The sequence below is a fragment of the Pedobacter sp. FW305-3-2-15-E-R2A2 genome (assembly GCF_038446955.1).
Lineage (GTDB): Bacteria > Bacteroidota > Bacteroidia > Sphingobacteriales > Sphingobacteriaceae > Pedobacter.
The window spans coordinates 6,920,009-6,936,099 of sequence record NZ_CP151803.1 but is presented as its reverse complement, the minus strand read 5'-3'; the positions used below and the strand labels follow the sequence as shown (position 1 = coordinate 6,936,099).

At 38.2% G+C, this 16,091-nt stretch carries 15 protein-coding genes; 9 read left to right on the top strand and 6 right to left on the bottom strand.

All coding sequences use genetic code 11. From position 1 onward, the window contains the following. The first annotated feature begins 44 nt into the window (after positions 1-44). On the top strand, positions 45-1,142 hold the full coding sequence (locus tag AAFF35_RS28220) for a glycosyltransferase family 1 protein (protein ID WP_342329799.1): 1,098 nt from the start codon (positions 45-47) through the stop codon (positions 1,140-1,142). Here AAFF35_RS28220 and AAFF35_RS28215 read toward each other — a convergent pair. Genes AAFF35_RS28215 through AAFF35_RS28200 form a run of 4 tightly spaced genes read right to left on the bottom strand, consistent with a single transcriptional unit; the run spans position 1,135 to position 5,286 of the window. Then, positions 1,135-1,788, bottom strand: a complete 654-nt coding sequence (locus AAFF35_RS28215; RefSeq protein WP_342329798.1) for a glycosyltransferase — start codon at positions 1,786-1,788, stop codon at positions 1,135-1,137. The genes AAFF35_RS28220 and AAFF35_RS28215 overlap by 8 nt on opposite strands. A 58-nt stretch (positions 1,789-1,846) precedes the next feature. Continuing rightward, positions 1,847-2,653 (bottom strand): glycosyltransferase family 2 protein, encoded by an 807-nt coding sequence (locus tag AAFF35_RS28210; RefSeq protein ID WP_342329797.1) that lies wholly within the window; start codon positions 2,651-2,653, stop codon positions 1,847-1,849. Positions 2,654-2,663: 10 nt separating this feature from the next. Next, positions 2,664-3,452 (bottom strand): glycosyltransferase family 2 protein, encoded by a 789-nt coding sequence (locus tag AAFF35_RS28205; protein ID WP_342329796.1) that lies wholly within the window; start codon positions 3,450-3,452, stop codon positions 2,664-2,666. A gap of 10 nt (positions 3,453-3,462) precedes the next feature. Beyond that, positions 3,463-5,286 carry an ABC transporter ATP-binding protein gene (locus AAFF35_RS28200; protein WP_342329795.1) on the bottom strand — a complete coding sequence of 608 codons (1,824 nt, stop codon included), beginning with the start codon at positions 5,284-5,286 and terminating at the stop codon, positions 3,463-3,465. A gap of 332 nt (positions 5,287-5,618) precedes the next feature. Between AAFF35_RS28200 and meaB the strand changes: the two genes are divergently transcribed. Then, positions 5,619-6,521 carry a methylmalonyl Co-A mutase-associated GTPase MeaB gene (gene meaB, locus AAFF35_RS28195; protein WP_342329794.1) on the top strand — a complete coding sequence of 301 codons (903 nt, stop codon included), beginning with the start codon at positions 5,619-5,621 and terminating at the stop codon, positions 6,519-6,521. On the opposite strand, the gene AAFF35_RS28190 is transcribed toward meaB, so the two are convergent. After that, positions 6,518-7,273 carry a glycosyltransferase gene (locus AAFF35_RS28190; protein WP_342329793.1) on the bottom strand — a complete coding sequence of 252 codons (756 nt, stop codon included), beginning with the start codon at positions 7,271-7,273 and terminating at the stop codon, positions 6,518-6,520. The two genes, meaB and AAFF35_RS28190, sit on opposite strands and share 4 nt — an antisense overlap. A gap of 370 nt (positions 7,274-7,643) precedes the next feature. Between AAFF35_RS28190 and AAFF35_RS28185 the strand changes: the two genes are divergently transcribed. The 5 genes from AAFF35_RS28185 (at position 7,644) to recG (ending at position 12,661) form a co-directional block, all read left to right on the top strand. Next, on the top strand, positions 7,644-8,972 hold the full coding sequence (locus tag AAFF35_RS28185) for an OmpA family protein (RefSeq protein WP_342329792.1): 1,329 nt from the start codon (positions 7,644-7,646) through the stop codon (positions 8,970-8,972). 77 nt (positions 8,973-9,049) lie between these two features. After that, positions 9,050-9,190, top strand: a complete 141-nt coding sequence (locus AAFF35_RS28180; RefSeq protein ID WP_342329791.1) for a DUF6728 family protein — start codon at positions 9,050-9,052, stop codon at positions 9,188-9,190. Between the two features lie 59 nt (positions 9,191-9,249). Next, the gene (locus AAFF35_RS28175) at positions 9,250-9,636 is read left to right on the top strand and encodes a RidA family protein (protein ID WP_074611561.1); all 387 of its coding nucleotides are present in this window, start codon (positions 9,250-9,252) and stop codon (positions 9,634-9,636) included. 3 nt (positions 9,637-9,639) lie between these two features. Beyond that, positions 9,640-10,551 (top strand): EamA family transporter, encoded by a 912-nt coding sequence (locus AAFF35_RS28170; protein WP_342329790.1) that lies wholly within the window; start codon positions 9,640-9,642, stop codon positions 10,549-10,551. Between the two features lie 4 nt (positions 10,552-10,555). Next, complete coding sequence (gene recG / locus AAFF35_RS28165) at positions 10,556-12,661, top strand: ATP-dependent DNA helicase RecG (protein ID WP_342329789.1); 2,106 nt, start codon at positions 10,556-10,558, stop codon at positions 12,659-12,661. Positions 12,662-12,667: 6 nt separating this feature from the next. Here the strand turns inward: recG and AAFF35_RS28160 are convergent, their stop codons facing one another. Continuing rightward, entirely contained in the window at positions 12,668-13,885 is a 1,218-nt protein-coding gene (locus AAFF35_RS28160) for a serine hydrolase domain-containing protein (protein WP_342329787.1), read from the bottom strand. A 280-nt stretch (positions 13,886-14,165) separates the two neighbouring features. On the opposite strand from AAFF35_RS28160, the gene fumC reads away from it, so the two are divergent. Beyond that, complete coding sequence (gene fumC, locus AAFF35_RS28155) at positions 14,166-15,563, top strand: class II fumarate hydratase (RefSeq protein ID WP_342329786.1); 1,398 nt, start codon at positions 14,166-14,168, stop codon at positions 15,561-15,563. A 19-nt stretch (positions 15,564-15,582) separates the two neighbouring features. Further along, positions 15,583-16,077 (top strand): fumarate hydratase, encoded by a 495-nt coding sequence (locus AAFF35_RS28150; protein WP_342329784.1) that lies wholly within the window; start codon positions 15,583-15,585, stop codon positions 16,075-16,077. Positions 16,078-16,091 lie beyond the last annotated feature (14 nt).

The following is a 16,091-nucleotide window of genomic DNA, read 5'->3' as shown; positions in this document are numbered from 1 at the left end:
TATATTATTTGTTTTAATTTTAGCGCATTAGCTATTTAATATACATGAAAATTCTGTTTGACCATCAAATATTCGATGCACAGGTGTTTGGGGGAATATCCAGATATTTCGGAACCTTAATCTCCGGCCTGGATCTGCAAAAAGAAGTCAAGGTGAAGGTATCTGTTCTCTACACGGAAAACTATTATTTAAAAGATAAAAGAGTCTGGAAACTGGGGAACTCGTTTGGAAATCTTGTTTTTAAGCGTAAGAATAGAATTTCAAAATGGAACAAAGTTTATAGTAGGTTTTGTATAAGAAAAGATGATTTTGACATTTTTCATCCGACTTATTATCACCCTTATTTTTTAAAAACATTGAAAAAGCCTTTTGTTTTGACGGTTCATGATATGATACATGAGCTATTTCCAGAATATTTTGGCCCCGAAGATGTTACCGCTGCAAATAAGAAGCTATTGGTCGCAGCTGCAAAGCATATTATTGCTATTTCTGAAACGACCAGAATCGATCTGATGAGGCTGTTGGACGTTCCTTCCGAAAAGATCACTGTAGTTTATCATGGTCATACATTAATAAAAAATGACTACAAACCGAGTAATGAATTGCCAGCGCATTATATCTTGTTTATTGGTGGGAGAGAAGGATATAAAAACTTCGAAAGTTTAGCGATAGCGGTCGCGTTAGTGATGAAGAATGATCCGGAATTGAAAATGGTTTGTGCCGGAGGAGGACATTTCTCAGAAGCGGAGATCACACATTTGTTAAATCTGGATATATTGGATAGAACTGTTCAATATAATGTATCAGATGATATGTTATATACTATGTATAAGAATGCAAAAGCATTTGTTTATCCTTCTTTATATGAAGGTTTTGGTCTGCCTATACTTGAAGCATTTGAGGCTGAATGCCCTGTTATTTTGAGTAAAACACCGTGTTTCATCGAGGTTGCAGGAGAGGCTGCTGTTTACATGAATACTGCAGATAAGAAAGAGATGGCTGCAACAATAGAAATGTTCTTGGCAAATGAAACATTAAGAGCGGATCTGATATCGGAAGGCAAAAAACGACTACAGAATTTTAGCATGGAAAAATGCCTTCAGCAAACAATGGAGGTTTATAGCAAATGTCTTCTCAATTAGGTTTACGGCTTGTTTGAAATAACTTTTGTTTTAACATTCTGAAATTAAAACGCAACCAGGTAACAAGACCAAAATATTTAAATATAATGCTGCTTCTTTGTTGTTCGAAAGCCACATCTGTAACTGTTGATGAAATGCCTTCAATACCAAACTTGCTAACTAAATGGGGTTTATATTCAAATTTAAAACAGGCATCTGTCCAACACTGGATATTTAGTACCCAATCAGCAAATATGGGAAAGTTAAGGTCGTACTTGTACTTGTTAAAAACAGTAATGGGATATAGTATTGTCTGGTGACAGATATTTAGCTTTGAAAGACGATAATCAGAATAAGCATCTTTGTAGATTGTCCCCCCAACATCAACCATGCCGTAATAAATGGTGTTTGGCGATTTAAGTTCTTTCAGCATATGATTAAATCCTTGCTCCAGAAGGTCGTCTGCTCCAAGAAATAACACCCAATCTCCTTTGGCGTATTTAATTCCTTTATTCATGGCATCATATACCCCTTTATCAGGCTCCGATAAGAAGAAATCTATCATTGAGTCATTTTCTCTGATGATTTTCAATGTTTGGTCCTTACTTGCCCCATCAATGATAATTAACTGAATTTGCTCAGTATTTTGTTTCCTGATGTTTTCCAAACATGAGCGCAGATGTTTTTCCGCATTGTAAGTAGCAATAATGATGGATAATAATGGCTTACTCATATTGGCTTAACCCTTTCTCACAATACCTTAATTTATCTTTGGCAGTTTGCTTCAAAATCTCATCATTGATATTTACCTTATTTCTCGGCTTTTCAGGGTGATAAATGTGGAATACAATTCCCGAAAATTTAATTATTCTTTTTTCAATACCAGAATTGATTAACCTGAGCCCAATTTCATTATCTTCTCTTCCCCATCCTGCAAAGGCTTCATTATACCCGTTGACCTTTATCAGGTCATCTCTCCAAAAAGCCATGTTACAGCCTCTCAGATAATAAATGTCGTTTTTTTTATAGCCGTTCATGTAGGCAGCTAAAAAAGAGATCCGTAGTCCATTTAAAACATTAACAAGTCCTTTCGTACTCAGATAAACCTTCGTTCGACCTTCTTTTAGCAGGGCTTCAGACAGTTTTTTATCCATAATTACTCTGCTTCCGCTAACAAAGGTTCCTTTTTCACAGAACTTTAAATGGTCTTTAACAAAATGCCTTTCCAGAATTAAGTCACCATCAATTTGAATTATATAATCTTTTTTTGCTCTTGCTATAGCTTTGTTTCTAATTCTGGAAAGCTGAAATCCATCATCTTCCTGCCATACATGTATTAAAGGAACAGGGAAATTAAGTTGAAATTTTTCAATTAATTTACGCGTTTCCTCTGTTGAACCGTCATCTGCAATAATGACCTCATCGGGTAATACTACCTGTTTACTGATACTGATTAAGCATAAATTTAAAGCTTCCGGCCAGTTATAGGTGGAAACAATTAATGAAACACTTGGATATGTTAAACTACTCATAATTTACTGGTTAGGATTGAGCAACACCATTGGCACAGGTTTCCAGCTTATCCCGAAGCGTTTTTTGTAAAACTTCAGAATGCATGAATTCGCGATCCCTGGATGATGTTTCGTGCGAAATATGGTATTGAACAGCCTTAAATTTAATCGATTTTTTCCAGATCCCATTGTTAATGAATCGGGCAGCTAACTCTTCATCTTCATGGCCCCAGCCCATCAGGTCATTGTTATAGCCATTTACCTGTATGAAGTCTGCTTTCCAATAGGCAAGGTTACTGCCTCTCACACTATTTGAATTGTTCCTTTTCTTTTCTACAAGGAAGGCTAAAAAAGGTGCTCTTATCGCATTGAACCGGTTAATTATGCCAGCAGATAAAAAGTGAAAATCCAACAGCTCTTTTTTATAGATTTCGGGAATTCTTTTTTTGCTGATATGCGCCCGGGTCCCCCGGACAAAAAAGCCTGGTTGTGCGGCAGCGTCATGATCTTCCAGAAAATGAGGGTCTAAAATCACATCACCATCAATCTGAACGATATACGTTCCTGCAGCCTTTTTTATAGCCTTATTTAAGATGATGGATTTTCTGAATCCCAGATTCTCATGCCATATTCGAACTAAAGGAACTGGAAAGTTCTTTTGAATTTCCGATATAAGCGTAGTTGTCCGCATATCTGAACCATCATCTGCGATAATCACTTCTATGGGTAGGGATGTTTGTCTTTTAATGCTTAATAAGCAAAGTTTAAGTGCTTCAGGCCAGTTATATGTAGCAACAATAAGTGAAATCGTAGGCTTCATCTAATTAATATTATTCATCAAAAGTCTGCATATCTATTAATCTTTTGTATAAACCATTTTGATTTATGAGTGTACTATGAGTACCGATTTCTGCTATCCTTCCTTTTTCGATAACTACAATAAGGTTTGCATGTTGTATGGTGCTTAACCTGTGAGCAATGATAATAGATGTACGGTTTTCCATCAATCTATTTAAGGCATCCTGTACAAGCTTTTCAGATTCTGTATCCAGCGCTGAAGTCGCTTCATCTAAAAGCATGATCGGAGGATTAGCCAACACCGCTCTTGCAATGCAGATTCTTTGTTTTTGTCCACCAGATAATTTGTTGCCACTATCGCCTATATTAGTCTCATATCCGTTTGTGGTATTTAATATAAAGTCATGTGCATTGGCAATTTTTGCTGCCTGAATGATTTCATCTCTAGTGGCATTTGGCTTTGCAAAAGCGATATTGTTATGTATGGTGTCGTTAAAAAGGATAGACTGCTGGTTAACTGTGCCCATCTGATTCCTGAGGCTATCAATTGAAACATCTTTAAGATTTATGTCATCAATAAAAATATTTCCTGTGTTGGGGTCATAAAATCTTGGAATAAGGTCAACCAGGGTACTTTTTCCACCCCCGGAAGGGCCAACAAGAGCAATGGTCTGACCTTTATTAATGGTCAGGTTGATGTTACTTAATATCTCTTTTTCACCATAATTAAAATTGACATTTTCAAACCGGATGCTATTCTGAAATCCATTGAGTTCAATTGCACCTTCTTTGTCAGTTAGTTGTGGCTTGGTGTCGATCAAATCCAGTACTCTTACCCCTGCAGCTATTCCAGAATGAATTCCTGAAAAGGAGTCTGCTATGGCTTTAATTGGCTGCATTACTTGTGAGAAGGTAGCGATATAAACAAGAAATTTAGACGGGCTAAGATCTCCTTGATTATTTAAAATCATCGTTCCGCCATATAACACAATACAAACAACAACTAATACCCCCAAAGTCTGGGAAACCGGAGATGCCAATTGCTGTCTTCGTGCCATTTTTCTGTTAAGATTAGAATAAAAGACATTTTCCTCATGAAACTTTTCTTTTATTCTTCTGGTTGCATTAAATGCTTTAATAATTCTAATGCCGCCCAAAGCTTCATCCAGAAAACCAATCATTTTTGCAAAACTTTCATGTGCTTCTTTGGCTTGTTCTTTTAATCTTTTAACAATTTTACTGATGATAAAGCCTGAAACAGGAATAACCAGCAGGGAGAACAATGTTAGCTTTACGGAAATAGAGAGAAGGATAGCGATATAAAAAAGAAGTTGTAAAGGTTCTTTAAATACAACCTGAAGCGTATTCGTAACTGTGCCTTGAACGACTTGAACATCGGATGCAACTTTTGAGATGATGTCACCTTTTTTCTCATTGCTAAAATAACCAATGTGAAGGTCCATAACATTATTAAACACTGTTTTACGTAGGTTTAATAGGGTATGAACCCTTAAATCTTCCATAAAACGCTGTGAAAGGTAACGGAAAAAATTTGCTAGAAATACGGAAGTAACAATAATAGCACACACTATTTTTAAGGTATATAGTTTACCGTAAGTAGTAATGGTATAATTGATATAATCGTTGAATTTTCCTATAAAGTCTAGTGAGGCTGCTTTTGCCATCATTGTTTGCGAAGCCGAGCTTCCTGAAGAAAACAACGTTTCTAGTAAGGGGCCTAATAAAGCGAAAAGAAAAGTATTGAATACAATTGCAAGTAGTGTAGCTATGAAATAAGGAATAGCATACTTCTCTATAGGCTTGGCAAATGATAATAATCTAAAGTAAGTCTTCATTAAAATTTAGAAATTTACCAAAGGTACGGATTTAGTCGCTGTTTTATAACAAGGATGAACCCTGGTCGCTTTTCGGGGATAATAAGTTAAAAATCAAAAGACTTCATTACGATAGGATTATTTGCATTATTTTCTTGTTATCCGCATTAAACACGAAAGTCTTAATGTATGGATGAAAGGCCGAGAAAAGTATATTGGTAAATTCATGATTAAACAGTTAATAGGTAAAGGAAGCGGATTGAAATAAACAATATTTCCTGTTTAACTGGCTGCAAAGAGGATGAATAAGGCTCAAATAAAATACGTTTATTTGTAGAAAATAATATGAAAGAATGAATTCCCATTTATCTCTTCTGGTTAAAATTAAGGAGCAGAACTTTAACGCATTGGCGAGAGTACTCACGCTTGTCGAAAATGATTTAAAAGGAAGTGATGAGCTTTTAAAAGCCCTTCCTATTGATCAGTCTGTTCCGGTGATCGGGATTACCGGCCCTCCCGGAGCGGGGAAAAGTACATTGGTAAATGCAATGATCGAGCAGTTAAGCAAGCAAGGGAAACGAATTGCGGTTATAGCAGTAGATCCGACTTCGCCTTTTAATCTGGGCTCTCTTTTAGGCGATAGAGTTCGGATGTCGGCGCACTTTAATAAACCAAATGTATTTATCCGTTCCATCGCTACCAGGGGCTCAGTAGGGGGCTTGTCTGCAAAAATCATTGAATTAGTAGACGTGTTAAAATCTGCTGGTTTTGATTATGTAATTGTGGAAACTGTTGGGGTAGGCCAGTCGGAAATAGAAATAGCCGGATTGGCTGATATTACGATAGTTGTGCTGGTTCCTGAAGCCGGAGATGAAATTCAGCACATCAAATCCGGACTGATGGAAATTGGAGATGCTTTTGTCGTGAATAAATCAGATAGGGATGGTGCAGATACTTTCGCAAATAATTTAAAAAAAATGGTGCGGGACAGACATGAAAATATCCCTGTTCTAAAAACTGTTGCAGATAAAAATGTTGGAATTGATGAACTGCTGGACTGGATCACTAAAGCAAATTATCGTGATCAGTATCGCCGTTTGTACCTATATACAGAAAAAGCATACCGGCTGATTCAAAACCTGAGAATGAAGGATATAGAAAAACAAGATCTCCGGCAACATATAGCTGAAGCGATGAAGATGACGGATTTTAGTTTATACCGGTTCGTAGATGATTATTTGAACCCGGCAACTTAAGGCCGGCCCGTCTTGAGTACAGTTGAAGTCAATTGCAGCTTTTTCCAGTGCTCTGATTTCTTTTCATAAAGAAAGAACTTGGCTAGTTTATACTTATCTCGAAGGTGATGGTTATATTCCACCCCGAATGATCGGTATGGAATATTTGGGTTTGCTTCCAGGCATTGTCTGATGGCAAGTGAATATACTGTTGGGCCCGTCATTTTGTGGACGTCATTCGGGTATTTGTTTTGACGGATATTCTCTAAAACCATTTCCACGGTCTTGAGGAGAAATGGATGCCCGGCATCATAGAACATCGCCCATTGAACAAAGAAGGTTGGATCTTTTTCAGGAGATAATACGGCAACGTCATCGGCGTTGATAAAGCTTTTTAAGCGACTCTTAAGGTGACAGTCGATGTCCAGATAAACCCCTCCTTTTTTTAGAAGAACAGCATATCGAAAAAAATCTGCTTTTGCAGCCCCTATGTTAATTTTTTGGTACAGTCTGAAGACTTCTTCCCCAAATTCCTTAAGGATAAATTTTTCGACACGTTGATCATCATAAAATTCGTAGGAATATTCAGGATTTCTTTTTTTTAATCTGGATATGTGCCAACGCGTTAAGAAAGGCAATTTTGATGTTTTAAAAGTTTGATGTATAATTTTCGGAATTGCCATATAGCTGATAATTAAAAAAAGAGAACATATTGATTCCCCTGAACTAGCAAAAGTATATAATTGTCTTGAAAAAAGGACTTCTTTGTCCAATCGAATAGGACAACACCTGTCAGATGGTGACATGGTGTGACGGAATATCCGGCTTAAGAATGCTGGGTGTATCTTTTACACCACAATTATAGTATCCTTATGTTAAGGAATTGTAACCTTTCAGAAAAAGTCTTATCGCATTGGTCCTCAGTGTGTTTTGGTTTTTTTAAAACAAATGTTCGTCTTGGTTTGTATGTTCTCCTGTTGGATAATATTCCCCTGATTAAAGGGCATATTTAGGTAATTAGTGACACTTTTCAAGTTTGGAACGGAGTTTGTGTAGCTATTGTGAGAATTTAAAAATTTGTTTAATTTTGCTACACAAAAAAATTATACAATTAAAATTTGTTTAACCTTAAAAAAGAAAATTATGAATTATTCTACTTTAAAAAAGGGTCTTGCAGTCTCTTTCGTAGCATTAATGGGAGCAACGACTCTTGCTAGTGCACAAGATGCTCCAGCGACTTCATCTTCAGCCAAGGTATTTGGTGGAAGAGCACAGTACAGATCATGGTCAATCGGTATCAATGGTGGTGTTTTATCTCCATTTGTTGCAATCGGTGGTACTAATGATTTCACTAATGCAGACGTAAACTTAGGTTATGGTATCTCATTGAGAAAACAACTAGGTCATGCATTCGGTTTAGAAGGTAACATTTTCCGTGGAAAAGTTTCTGGAACTAACAAAGATGGTGGTCCAGGTGCTCTTCCAGGTATCAAAGAATTTGAAACTGAAATGCAATATGCAGTGGATTTAAGAGGTGTTGTTAACGTAGCAACTGTTGACTTCTTACGTCGCGAAAACTCTGTAAACTTCTTCGTAACAGCTGGTTACGGTTTAGTAGCTTACAATCCTAAGCTTAACGGTGTTGACAACAAAGGTAAATATGGCGAAGACGGAGATAAAGACTTCATTAAAGAAGCTTATATCCCAGTTGGAGCTGGTGTTAAATTTAAAGTATCTGACCGTGTGTCATTTAACTTAGGTTACACTATGCACTTCATCGACGGAGATAACTTTGATGGATTGTACGCTAAAGCAACTACTAAAGATAAATTCTCTTACGGATATGCTGGTTTAGAATTCTCTCTAGGTTCTAAATCTAAACCAAACCTTGACTGGGTTAACCCACTTGCTTTAATGTATGATGAATTGAAAGATCCTTCATTACGTCAGGAAGTTGAAGCTTTGAAAACTCGTGTATCTAACGTTGAACAATCTGTTGAAGCTTTGAAAAAAGATTCTGATGGTGACGGTGTTGCTGATCAATTCGATAAATGTCCAGGTACTCCAGCAGGAACAGCAGTTGATGGTTCAGGATGTCCTCTACCTAAAGTAGAGACAGTTGTAGCTCCAAACACTGGTAACGTAACTGGTTTCGAAACTATCCAATTTGAATTCAACAGTTCAGTTTTAAAAACTGAGTCTTACCCTACTTTAGATAAATTATCTTCAGTATTGCGTGAAAACGGTGGTAAAGTAACTGTAAACGGTTATGCTTCAAGCGAAGGTACTGCTGCATACAATGTGAAATTATCTAAAGACAGAGCTAACTCTGTTAAAACTTACTTAGTTAACTCTGGTGTTAACGCTAGTCAAGTTGTAACTAAAGGTCATGGTGAAGCTAATCCAATCGCTTCAAACGATACTGAAGAAGGTCGTATCCAAAACCGTCGCGTTGAATCTGCTAGAAACTAATTATTTCTAAGTAAATATTAAAAAAGAGGGCTTCAATTTTGAAGCCCTCTTTTTTTTATTCCTACATTTGTAATGGTATGTATCTATTCAGAAAAAAAGACCCCAACAGGCCCAGTAATATTAATTTGAAAATCATGCATGTGATTAATGCCATTGCGATTACGGTCTTTGTAGCTGGTGTGCTCTGGAAATTAATAGACTTGATTTTTCTGAAGTAAACAAAACCGAAAGCTACCTGAACCCCTGAATTTTAAGAACGAAATAAAACTATATAAAGATGAAGCAGATATTTAACACTAACAATGCGCCGGCACCAATTGGTCCTTACAGTCAGGCCGTAAAAGCAAATGGTTTCTTGTTCTTATCGGGCCAGGTTGCTATAAATCCGCAAACGGGAGAACTTACTCAGTCATCTATCTCTGAAGAAACCCATCAGGTGATGAGAAATATTAAAGCGGTATTGTTAGAAGCTTCATACAGTTTTAATGATGTTGTAAAGACCACGATTTTTCTAACGGATATGGCTTTATTTTCAGAAGTAAATGAAGTGTATGGTACTTATTTTGAAAGTAGCAGTAACTTTCCTGCACGCGAAACGGTTGCCGTTAAAGGCTTGCCTAAAGGCGTAAATGTAGAGATTTCTATGATCGCTTGTAAAGGCTAAGTTTTGGGGAAATCAAATTTGAGGTACTTCTTTGCAGGGGTCTTATCTTTTGCTATATGGGGGTTTTTCTCTATCCCGCTTAGAAATCTTAAAGCCTTTCCTTCTCAGGAAATTCTTTATTACAGAATCTTTACGTCCATGGTCTTTCTCTGGATCGCGATTCTGGTCTTTAGAAAAAAGCAAATTAGAAAAGATCTTGATTATCTTGCAGGATTAGACAGGAAAGGGAAACGTATGATCGGCTTACAGATCGTTGCCTCTACTGTCTTATTAACCTCAAACTGGTATACTTATATCTATGCCGTAAATAATGTCAGCCTTCAATCAGCAGCTTTTGCTTATATGGTTTGTCCACTGATTACTGCATTCGGTGGGTTTATTCTGCTAAAAGAACATTTATCGCGGTTAAAGCTGATTTCTCTTGCCATCGCATTGCTGAGCATTATCCTACTGGCAACAGGTTCTTTTGTGGAAGTAATGTGGTCGGTCGTCATCGCCTCACTATATGCCTTCTACCTGATCATCCAACGTAAAATGCAACACCTTGATAAACTGAATGTATTGTCGGTACAAATCGGTCTTGCGGTATTGCTAATGCTGCCTTTTTATCTTTTTCAGCATGCAACGATCCCGATGGACTCCTGGTTTTGGGGAAATATTATTGTCGTAGCCGTGTTTTTTACCATCATCCCATTGTTTTTGAGTTTGTATGCCCTGATTGGTATTCCTTCCTCCACACTTGGGATCATCATTTATACCAACCCCATCATTGCTTTTACAGTGGCAATTCTGCACTTCAATGAGCATGTGGATTCAAATAAGCTACTTGCTTACCTTTTGCTGCTGATCTCTATCATTGTATTTAATTGGAGCATACTAAAAGATATACTTACATTTAAGAAAAAAAATATTTAAAGCCTTGTTTGCTGCTACTTTAGATACCACCATAGAATATCTTAAAGGTGTAGGGCCTAAGCGCGCTGAGCTTTTACAGAAAGAATTGCGTATTTTTACCTATGATGACCTGTTGAACTATTTTCCTTTCCGGTATATAGACAGGACAAGATTCTATAAAATTAATGAGCTCGATACCGATCTTCCCTATGTTCAGATTCTTGGACGGATCACTGGGAAGGAACAGATTGGAGAAAAGCATAAAAAGAGAATCGTTGCACGCCTTACGGATGAAACGGGATCTATTGAGCTGGTGTGGTTTCAAAGCTTAAAATGGGTGGATGAAAATGTTTCCCGTGGAAAGGTTTATATTGTCTTTGGTAAGCCTGCAGCCTTCAATGGTTCTTTCAGTATTTCTCATCCCGAATTGGAAAGCTATCCAAGACCAGCCACCATTACAGGGAATCTAAGGCTACAGCCGGTATATAATTCTACAGAAAAACTAAAGAAATTCTTTCTCGATAGTAAGGGCATTCAGAAGTTGCAAACCCTGGTGATCGAACAACTTCTGCCGGAGGTAAGGGAAAGTATGCCTGCCTATATTCTGGATAAATACCAGATGGTAACCAAAAAGGAAGCGCTTTTGAGTATCCATTTCCCCCGGGATGTAAAGGCATTAAAGGGGGCAGAAAGAAGATTGAAATTTGAAGAACTATTCTTTATTCAGCTTCAGCTCCTGCATAATAAGCAAATCAGAGAGTGGAAGTTCAAAGGACATCAGTTTAATGCTGTTGGAGAAGCTGTAAATACATTTTATAAAGAAATACTTCCCTTTGAACTCACCGGTGCCCAGAAGCGGGTAATCAAGGAAATCAGAATGGATACCCAAAGAGGGATTCAAATGAATAGACTCGTACAGGGGGATGTTGGAAGTGGAAAAACGGTAGTAGCACTGATGAGTATGTTGCTGGCGATTGACAACGGTTACCAGGCTTGTATGATGGCGCCGACGGAAATCCTGGCGCGGCAGCATTATGAATCTATTGCATCGCTATTAAATGGACGTTTGGCTAAAGTGGCAATCCTGACAGGTAGTACTACCAAAAAGCAAAGAACGAAACTCCATGAGGAGCTGGAGGCCGGAGAGATTGATATTTTGGTCGGTACTCATGCACTGATTGAAGATAAAGTGGTGTTTAAAAATCTGGCTTTAGTTGTGATTGATGAGCAACATCGTTTTGGAGTAGAACAAAGGGCTAAACTTTGGCGTAAGAATGCAGTGCCTCCACATATTCTGGTGATGACCGCTACGCCAATCCCGAGAACTTTGGCGATGACCTTATATGGAGATCTGGATGTATCGGTGATTGATGAATTGCCAGTTGGCAGAAAACCGATTGAAACCAGACACCTTTACGAAGGACAAAGGTTGAGAATGTTTGGATTCATGAAGGACGAGATTGCGAAAGGACGCCAGGTATATGTCGTTTATCCCTTAATCAAGGAAAGCGAAAAACTGGATCTTTTACACCTGGAAGCAGGAGTAGAGCAAATGAGTTACCAGTTTCCGAGGCCTGATTACCAAATCAGTATTGTGCATGGAAAAATGAGTAATGCCGACAAACAGTTTGAAATGCAGCGCTTCATAGAGGGGAAGAGCCAAATCATGGTTGCCACAACTGTGATCGAGGTTGGGGTGAATGTTCCTAATGCTTCTATCATGATCATTGAGAATGCGGAACGGTTTGGACTGTCCCAGTTGCACCAGTTAAGGGGGCGTGTAGGGCGAGGAGCAGAGCAGTCTTATTGTATCCTGATGTCTGGAAACAAATTGAGTGCGGATGGTCGCCTGAGATTGGATACTATGGTAAAAACAAACAATGGTTTTGAGATTTCTGAAATCGACCTGCAACTGCGGGGCCCTGGGGATATTACCGGGACACAGCAAAGTGGGGTATTGGAATTGAAACTGGCAGATCTGGCTACAGATCAGCTGATCTTGCAGGAAGCAAGAAATACGGTGATCAATATTCTTGAGGGAGATCCAAAGCTGGAACTCCCTGAAAATAGTTTGTTGAAAACATACCTCAACAAAAGAAGCAGAGGTATCGCCTTCGATAAAATTTCTTAATTTGTCTTAATCTTCGTCGCTTCCTGGAAGAGATCCTGAACCGGAATATGCTCCTTTTCTGATAATTGGCATGCCAAGATGTTTATATAAATCATCTAAGTGCATCAGGCTTCCATTGGTTAAATTGCCCAGAAAAATCACAACAATGTTCTTCTGGAAATCGCGTACATAGATATGTCTGAATCCATGCCACCAACCGGTGTGATACACCACTTTTCTGCCGTTTTCACCATCAAACATGCGCCACCCGTAGCCATAATTAAAATGCCCGTTGATGGGTTTATTATGTCCTTTATATGCGGAATCTAAGCTCTCTTTTTTCAAAAGACGGCCATTTTTCAACGCTTTGTCATATAAAACCAAGTCATGCAATGTACTGTAAATTCCTTTATCACCAACAGGACCATCCAGGAAATTTTGTACGACTGAATATCTCCAGGTCCGGTCATGGCCAACTACATCCACAGGGATTTTTGGATAAACAGTTGTTGAATATACGTGCGTATGTTTCATTCCTGATGGTTTGAAGATATTCTCCATCATATAATCTGCATAAGGTTTACCGGTCACCTTTTCAATGATCGCAGCCAACACCATATAATTGGAATTGTTGTAATGGAAACGGGTATCAGGTTTTGCATAGCGGTTTGGCTTATATTCTGCAATGAGGTTCATTACGTCATTATTGCTCATCGGTTTTTTCTTGTCCTTCCAGATGCCATCAGAAAAATAAACATAGTTCATCATGCCACTTCGGTGAGTCAGGAGTAACTTAATATTAATGCCCTCGTAAGGAAAGTTAGGATAGAATTTTTTTACATCATCTGTTAGGTGTAACTTTCCCTGCTCTATTAACTGCATAATTGCAGTGCCTGTAAAAGTTTTGGTTACAGAGGCGAGTTCAAACTCTGAATTTATTTTCAAACTGTCGCGGTGCAGATAATCTGCCCATCCTATAGCTCTTTCGTAAAGAATTTTACCATCTTTTGCGACGAGCATGTTCCCATTGAAGCCATATTTCTTATGTAGGTTCTCTACAAAATCAGCGATGAATTTATCGCCTTTGGCAGGGTTGTAAGCCAGTAAGAGGCTGTCGGCTTTGTCGTCTTCCGCAGTCCGTTCCTTACTAGGTACAGTATGGGCTGCGTTTTTCTTTGAATTGGAGCAGGCAAAAAACAAAAAAGTGGCCATTGAAGCCACGGCTAAAATATTACGATAAGTCATGAATAATAAAATACTTTTAAACGCCCGAAAAATAAGGAATATTAAGGCTTTAAACGCAAAAGAGTTTTAAACATTGTTGATTAGGAGCTTTGTTTTCAGAATGTTTTGTTTTTTAGCTGATGTAATCCTGTAGATCCGTTTTTTGTAGTCCGTTTAGAAACAGAAATGAGAGCTGCAGGATAGATTTATTGCTTTTTTTGAACTGTATTAAACATCTGACAATAATGCCCATTTTAAAAGTATAAAAAGCCTAAATTTGCGAAATAAAATATTTAACACTATGAATTTTAGAACCGAACACGATACCATGGGTGAAGTGCAGGTACCTGCCGATAAATATTGGGGGGCTCAGACTGAACGTTCACGTAATAATTTTAAAATAGGGCCTGAGGCATCTATGCCAAAGGAAATTATACATGCTTTTGGTTACCTTAAAAAAGCAGCGGCCTTAGCCAATACAGAATTAGGGGTATTGACTGCAGAAAAAGCAGATTTAATTGCACAAGCCTGTGACGAGGTGATTGCAGGTGATTTAGATGAGCAATTCCCTTTGGTGATCTGGCAGACGGGCTCAGGAACGCAAAGTAACATGAACGCAAATGAAGTGATTGCTTACCGTGCACATGTTTTAAATGGCGGGGATCTTTCGGATGAAAAAAAGGTCTTACATCCGAATGATGATGTGAATAAATCTCAATCATCCAATGATACATATCCTACTGCAATGCACATTGCGGCTTATAAACAAGCGGTAGAAATTACCATTCCAGGTTTAGAGAAATTACGCAATACTTTAGAAAAGAAAGTAGCAGAATTCAGTACCATTGTTAAAACAGGACGTACCCATTTTATGGATGCAACCCCACTTACTTTAGGTCAGGAATTTTCCGGATATGTTCAGCAAATTGACAATAGCATCAGAGCGATTAAAAATGCACTGGTCATGATCAGTGAACTGGCTCTTGGTGGTACTGCCGTAGGTACAGGTTTAAATACCCCAAAAGGATACGATGTACTCGTGGCTCAGAAAATTGCAGAATTAACAGGTCTTCCTTTTGTAACTGCTCCAAATAAATTTGAGGCCCTTGCAGCCCATGATGCGATGGTGGAATTGTCTGCTGCGTATAAACGCACTGCAGTTTCTCTAATGAAAGTGGCTAATGATGTGAGAATGTTAAGCTCTGGACCGCGTTGTGGAATCGGTGAAATCATCATTCCTGACAATGAACCGGGATCTTCTATTATGCCAGGTAAAGTTAATCCGACACAACCGGAAGCATTGACAATGGTGTGTGCTCAGGTAATGGGTAATGATGTTACTGTTGGAATAGGTGGAAGCAATGGCCATTTTGAGCTGAACGTTTTCAAACCGGTAATCGCAGCAAATGTATTGCAGTCAGGTCGTCTGATTGGAGATGCCTGTGTGTCATTTAATGATAAATGTGCTGAAGGTATCTTGCCTAACCTTCCTGAAATTAAGAAACATTTAGAAAACTCTCTGATGTTAGTAACGGCATTGAATCCTCATGTAGGTTACGAGAACGCAGCGAAAATCGCAAAAAAAGCACATAAAGAAAACAAAACATTACGTGCAGCAGCAGTTGAACTTGGTTTACTGACTGGCGAACAGTTTGATGAATGGGTTCGTCCGGAAGATATGGTCGGAAGTTTAAAATAATTGATAAAAATACCCCGATATGTGGAGATTGATAAGTTCCCTTTTACTCATTTCAGGCCTGTTCGTTTCGTGCAGCAGGCTGCCTAATGTACAGGGTAAAGGTGAGGCTTTTTTACAGGGTGTTTGGAATCAGGATAGTATCCCCAATGCCGGGAAGTTGCTGAATTATACGCAGCATAAATTTAAGTTTACCTGTGATTCATTCTATGTAGACTTAACCACGCATTCTAAAGTAAATTACTATCCTGATTCCTGTTTTAATAACGGCGTTTGGAAAGAGTATGCCAAAGGAGTCTATGAGGTTCGTAATGACAGCCTGATTCTGGAAGGAACTTATACCAAAGCCAACTATAAACAAAAAATTTCCGGTTGTTATCAGATTGGGAGGTATATCAAAAGCTTTTATATTAAGTCCTTTGAGCCCAATAAGCTATTCCTTCAAAGTGCAAGTGACCAAAGAGAATGCAATCTGGTTTTGAAAGAGAAAATTATTTGTAAACCCAAAGCGCTATAAGCCTTTTAAAATAC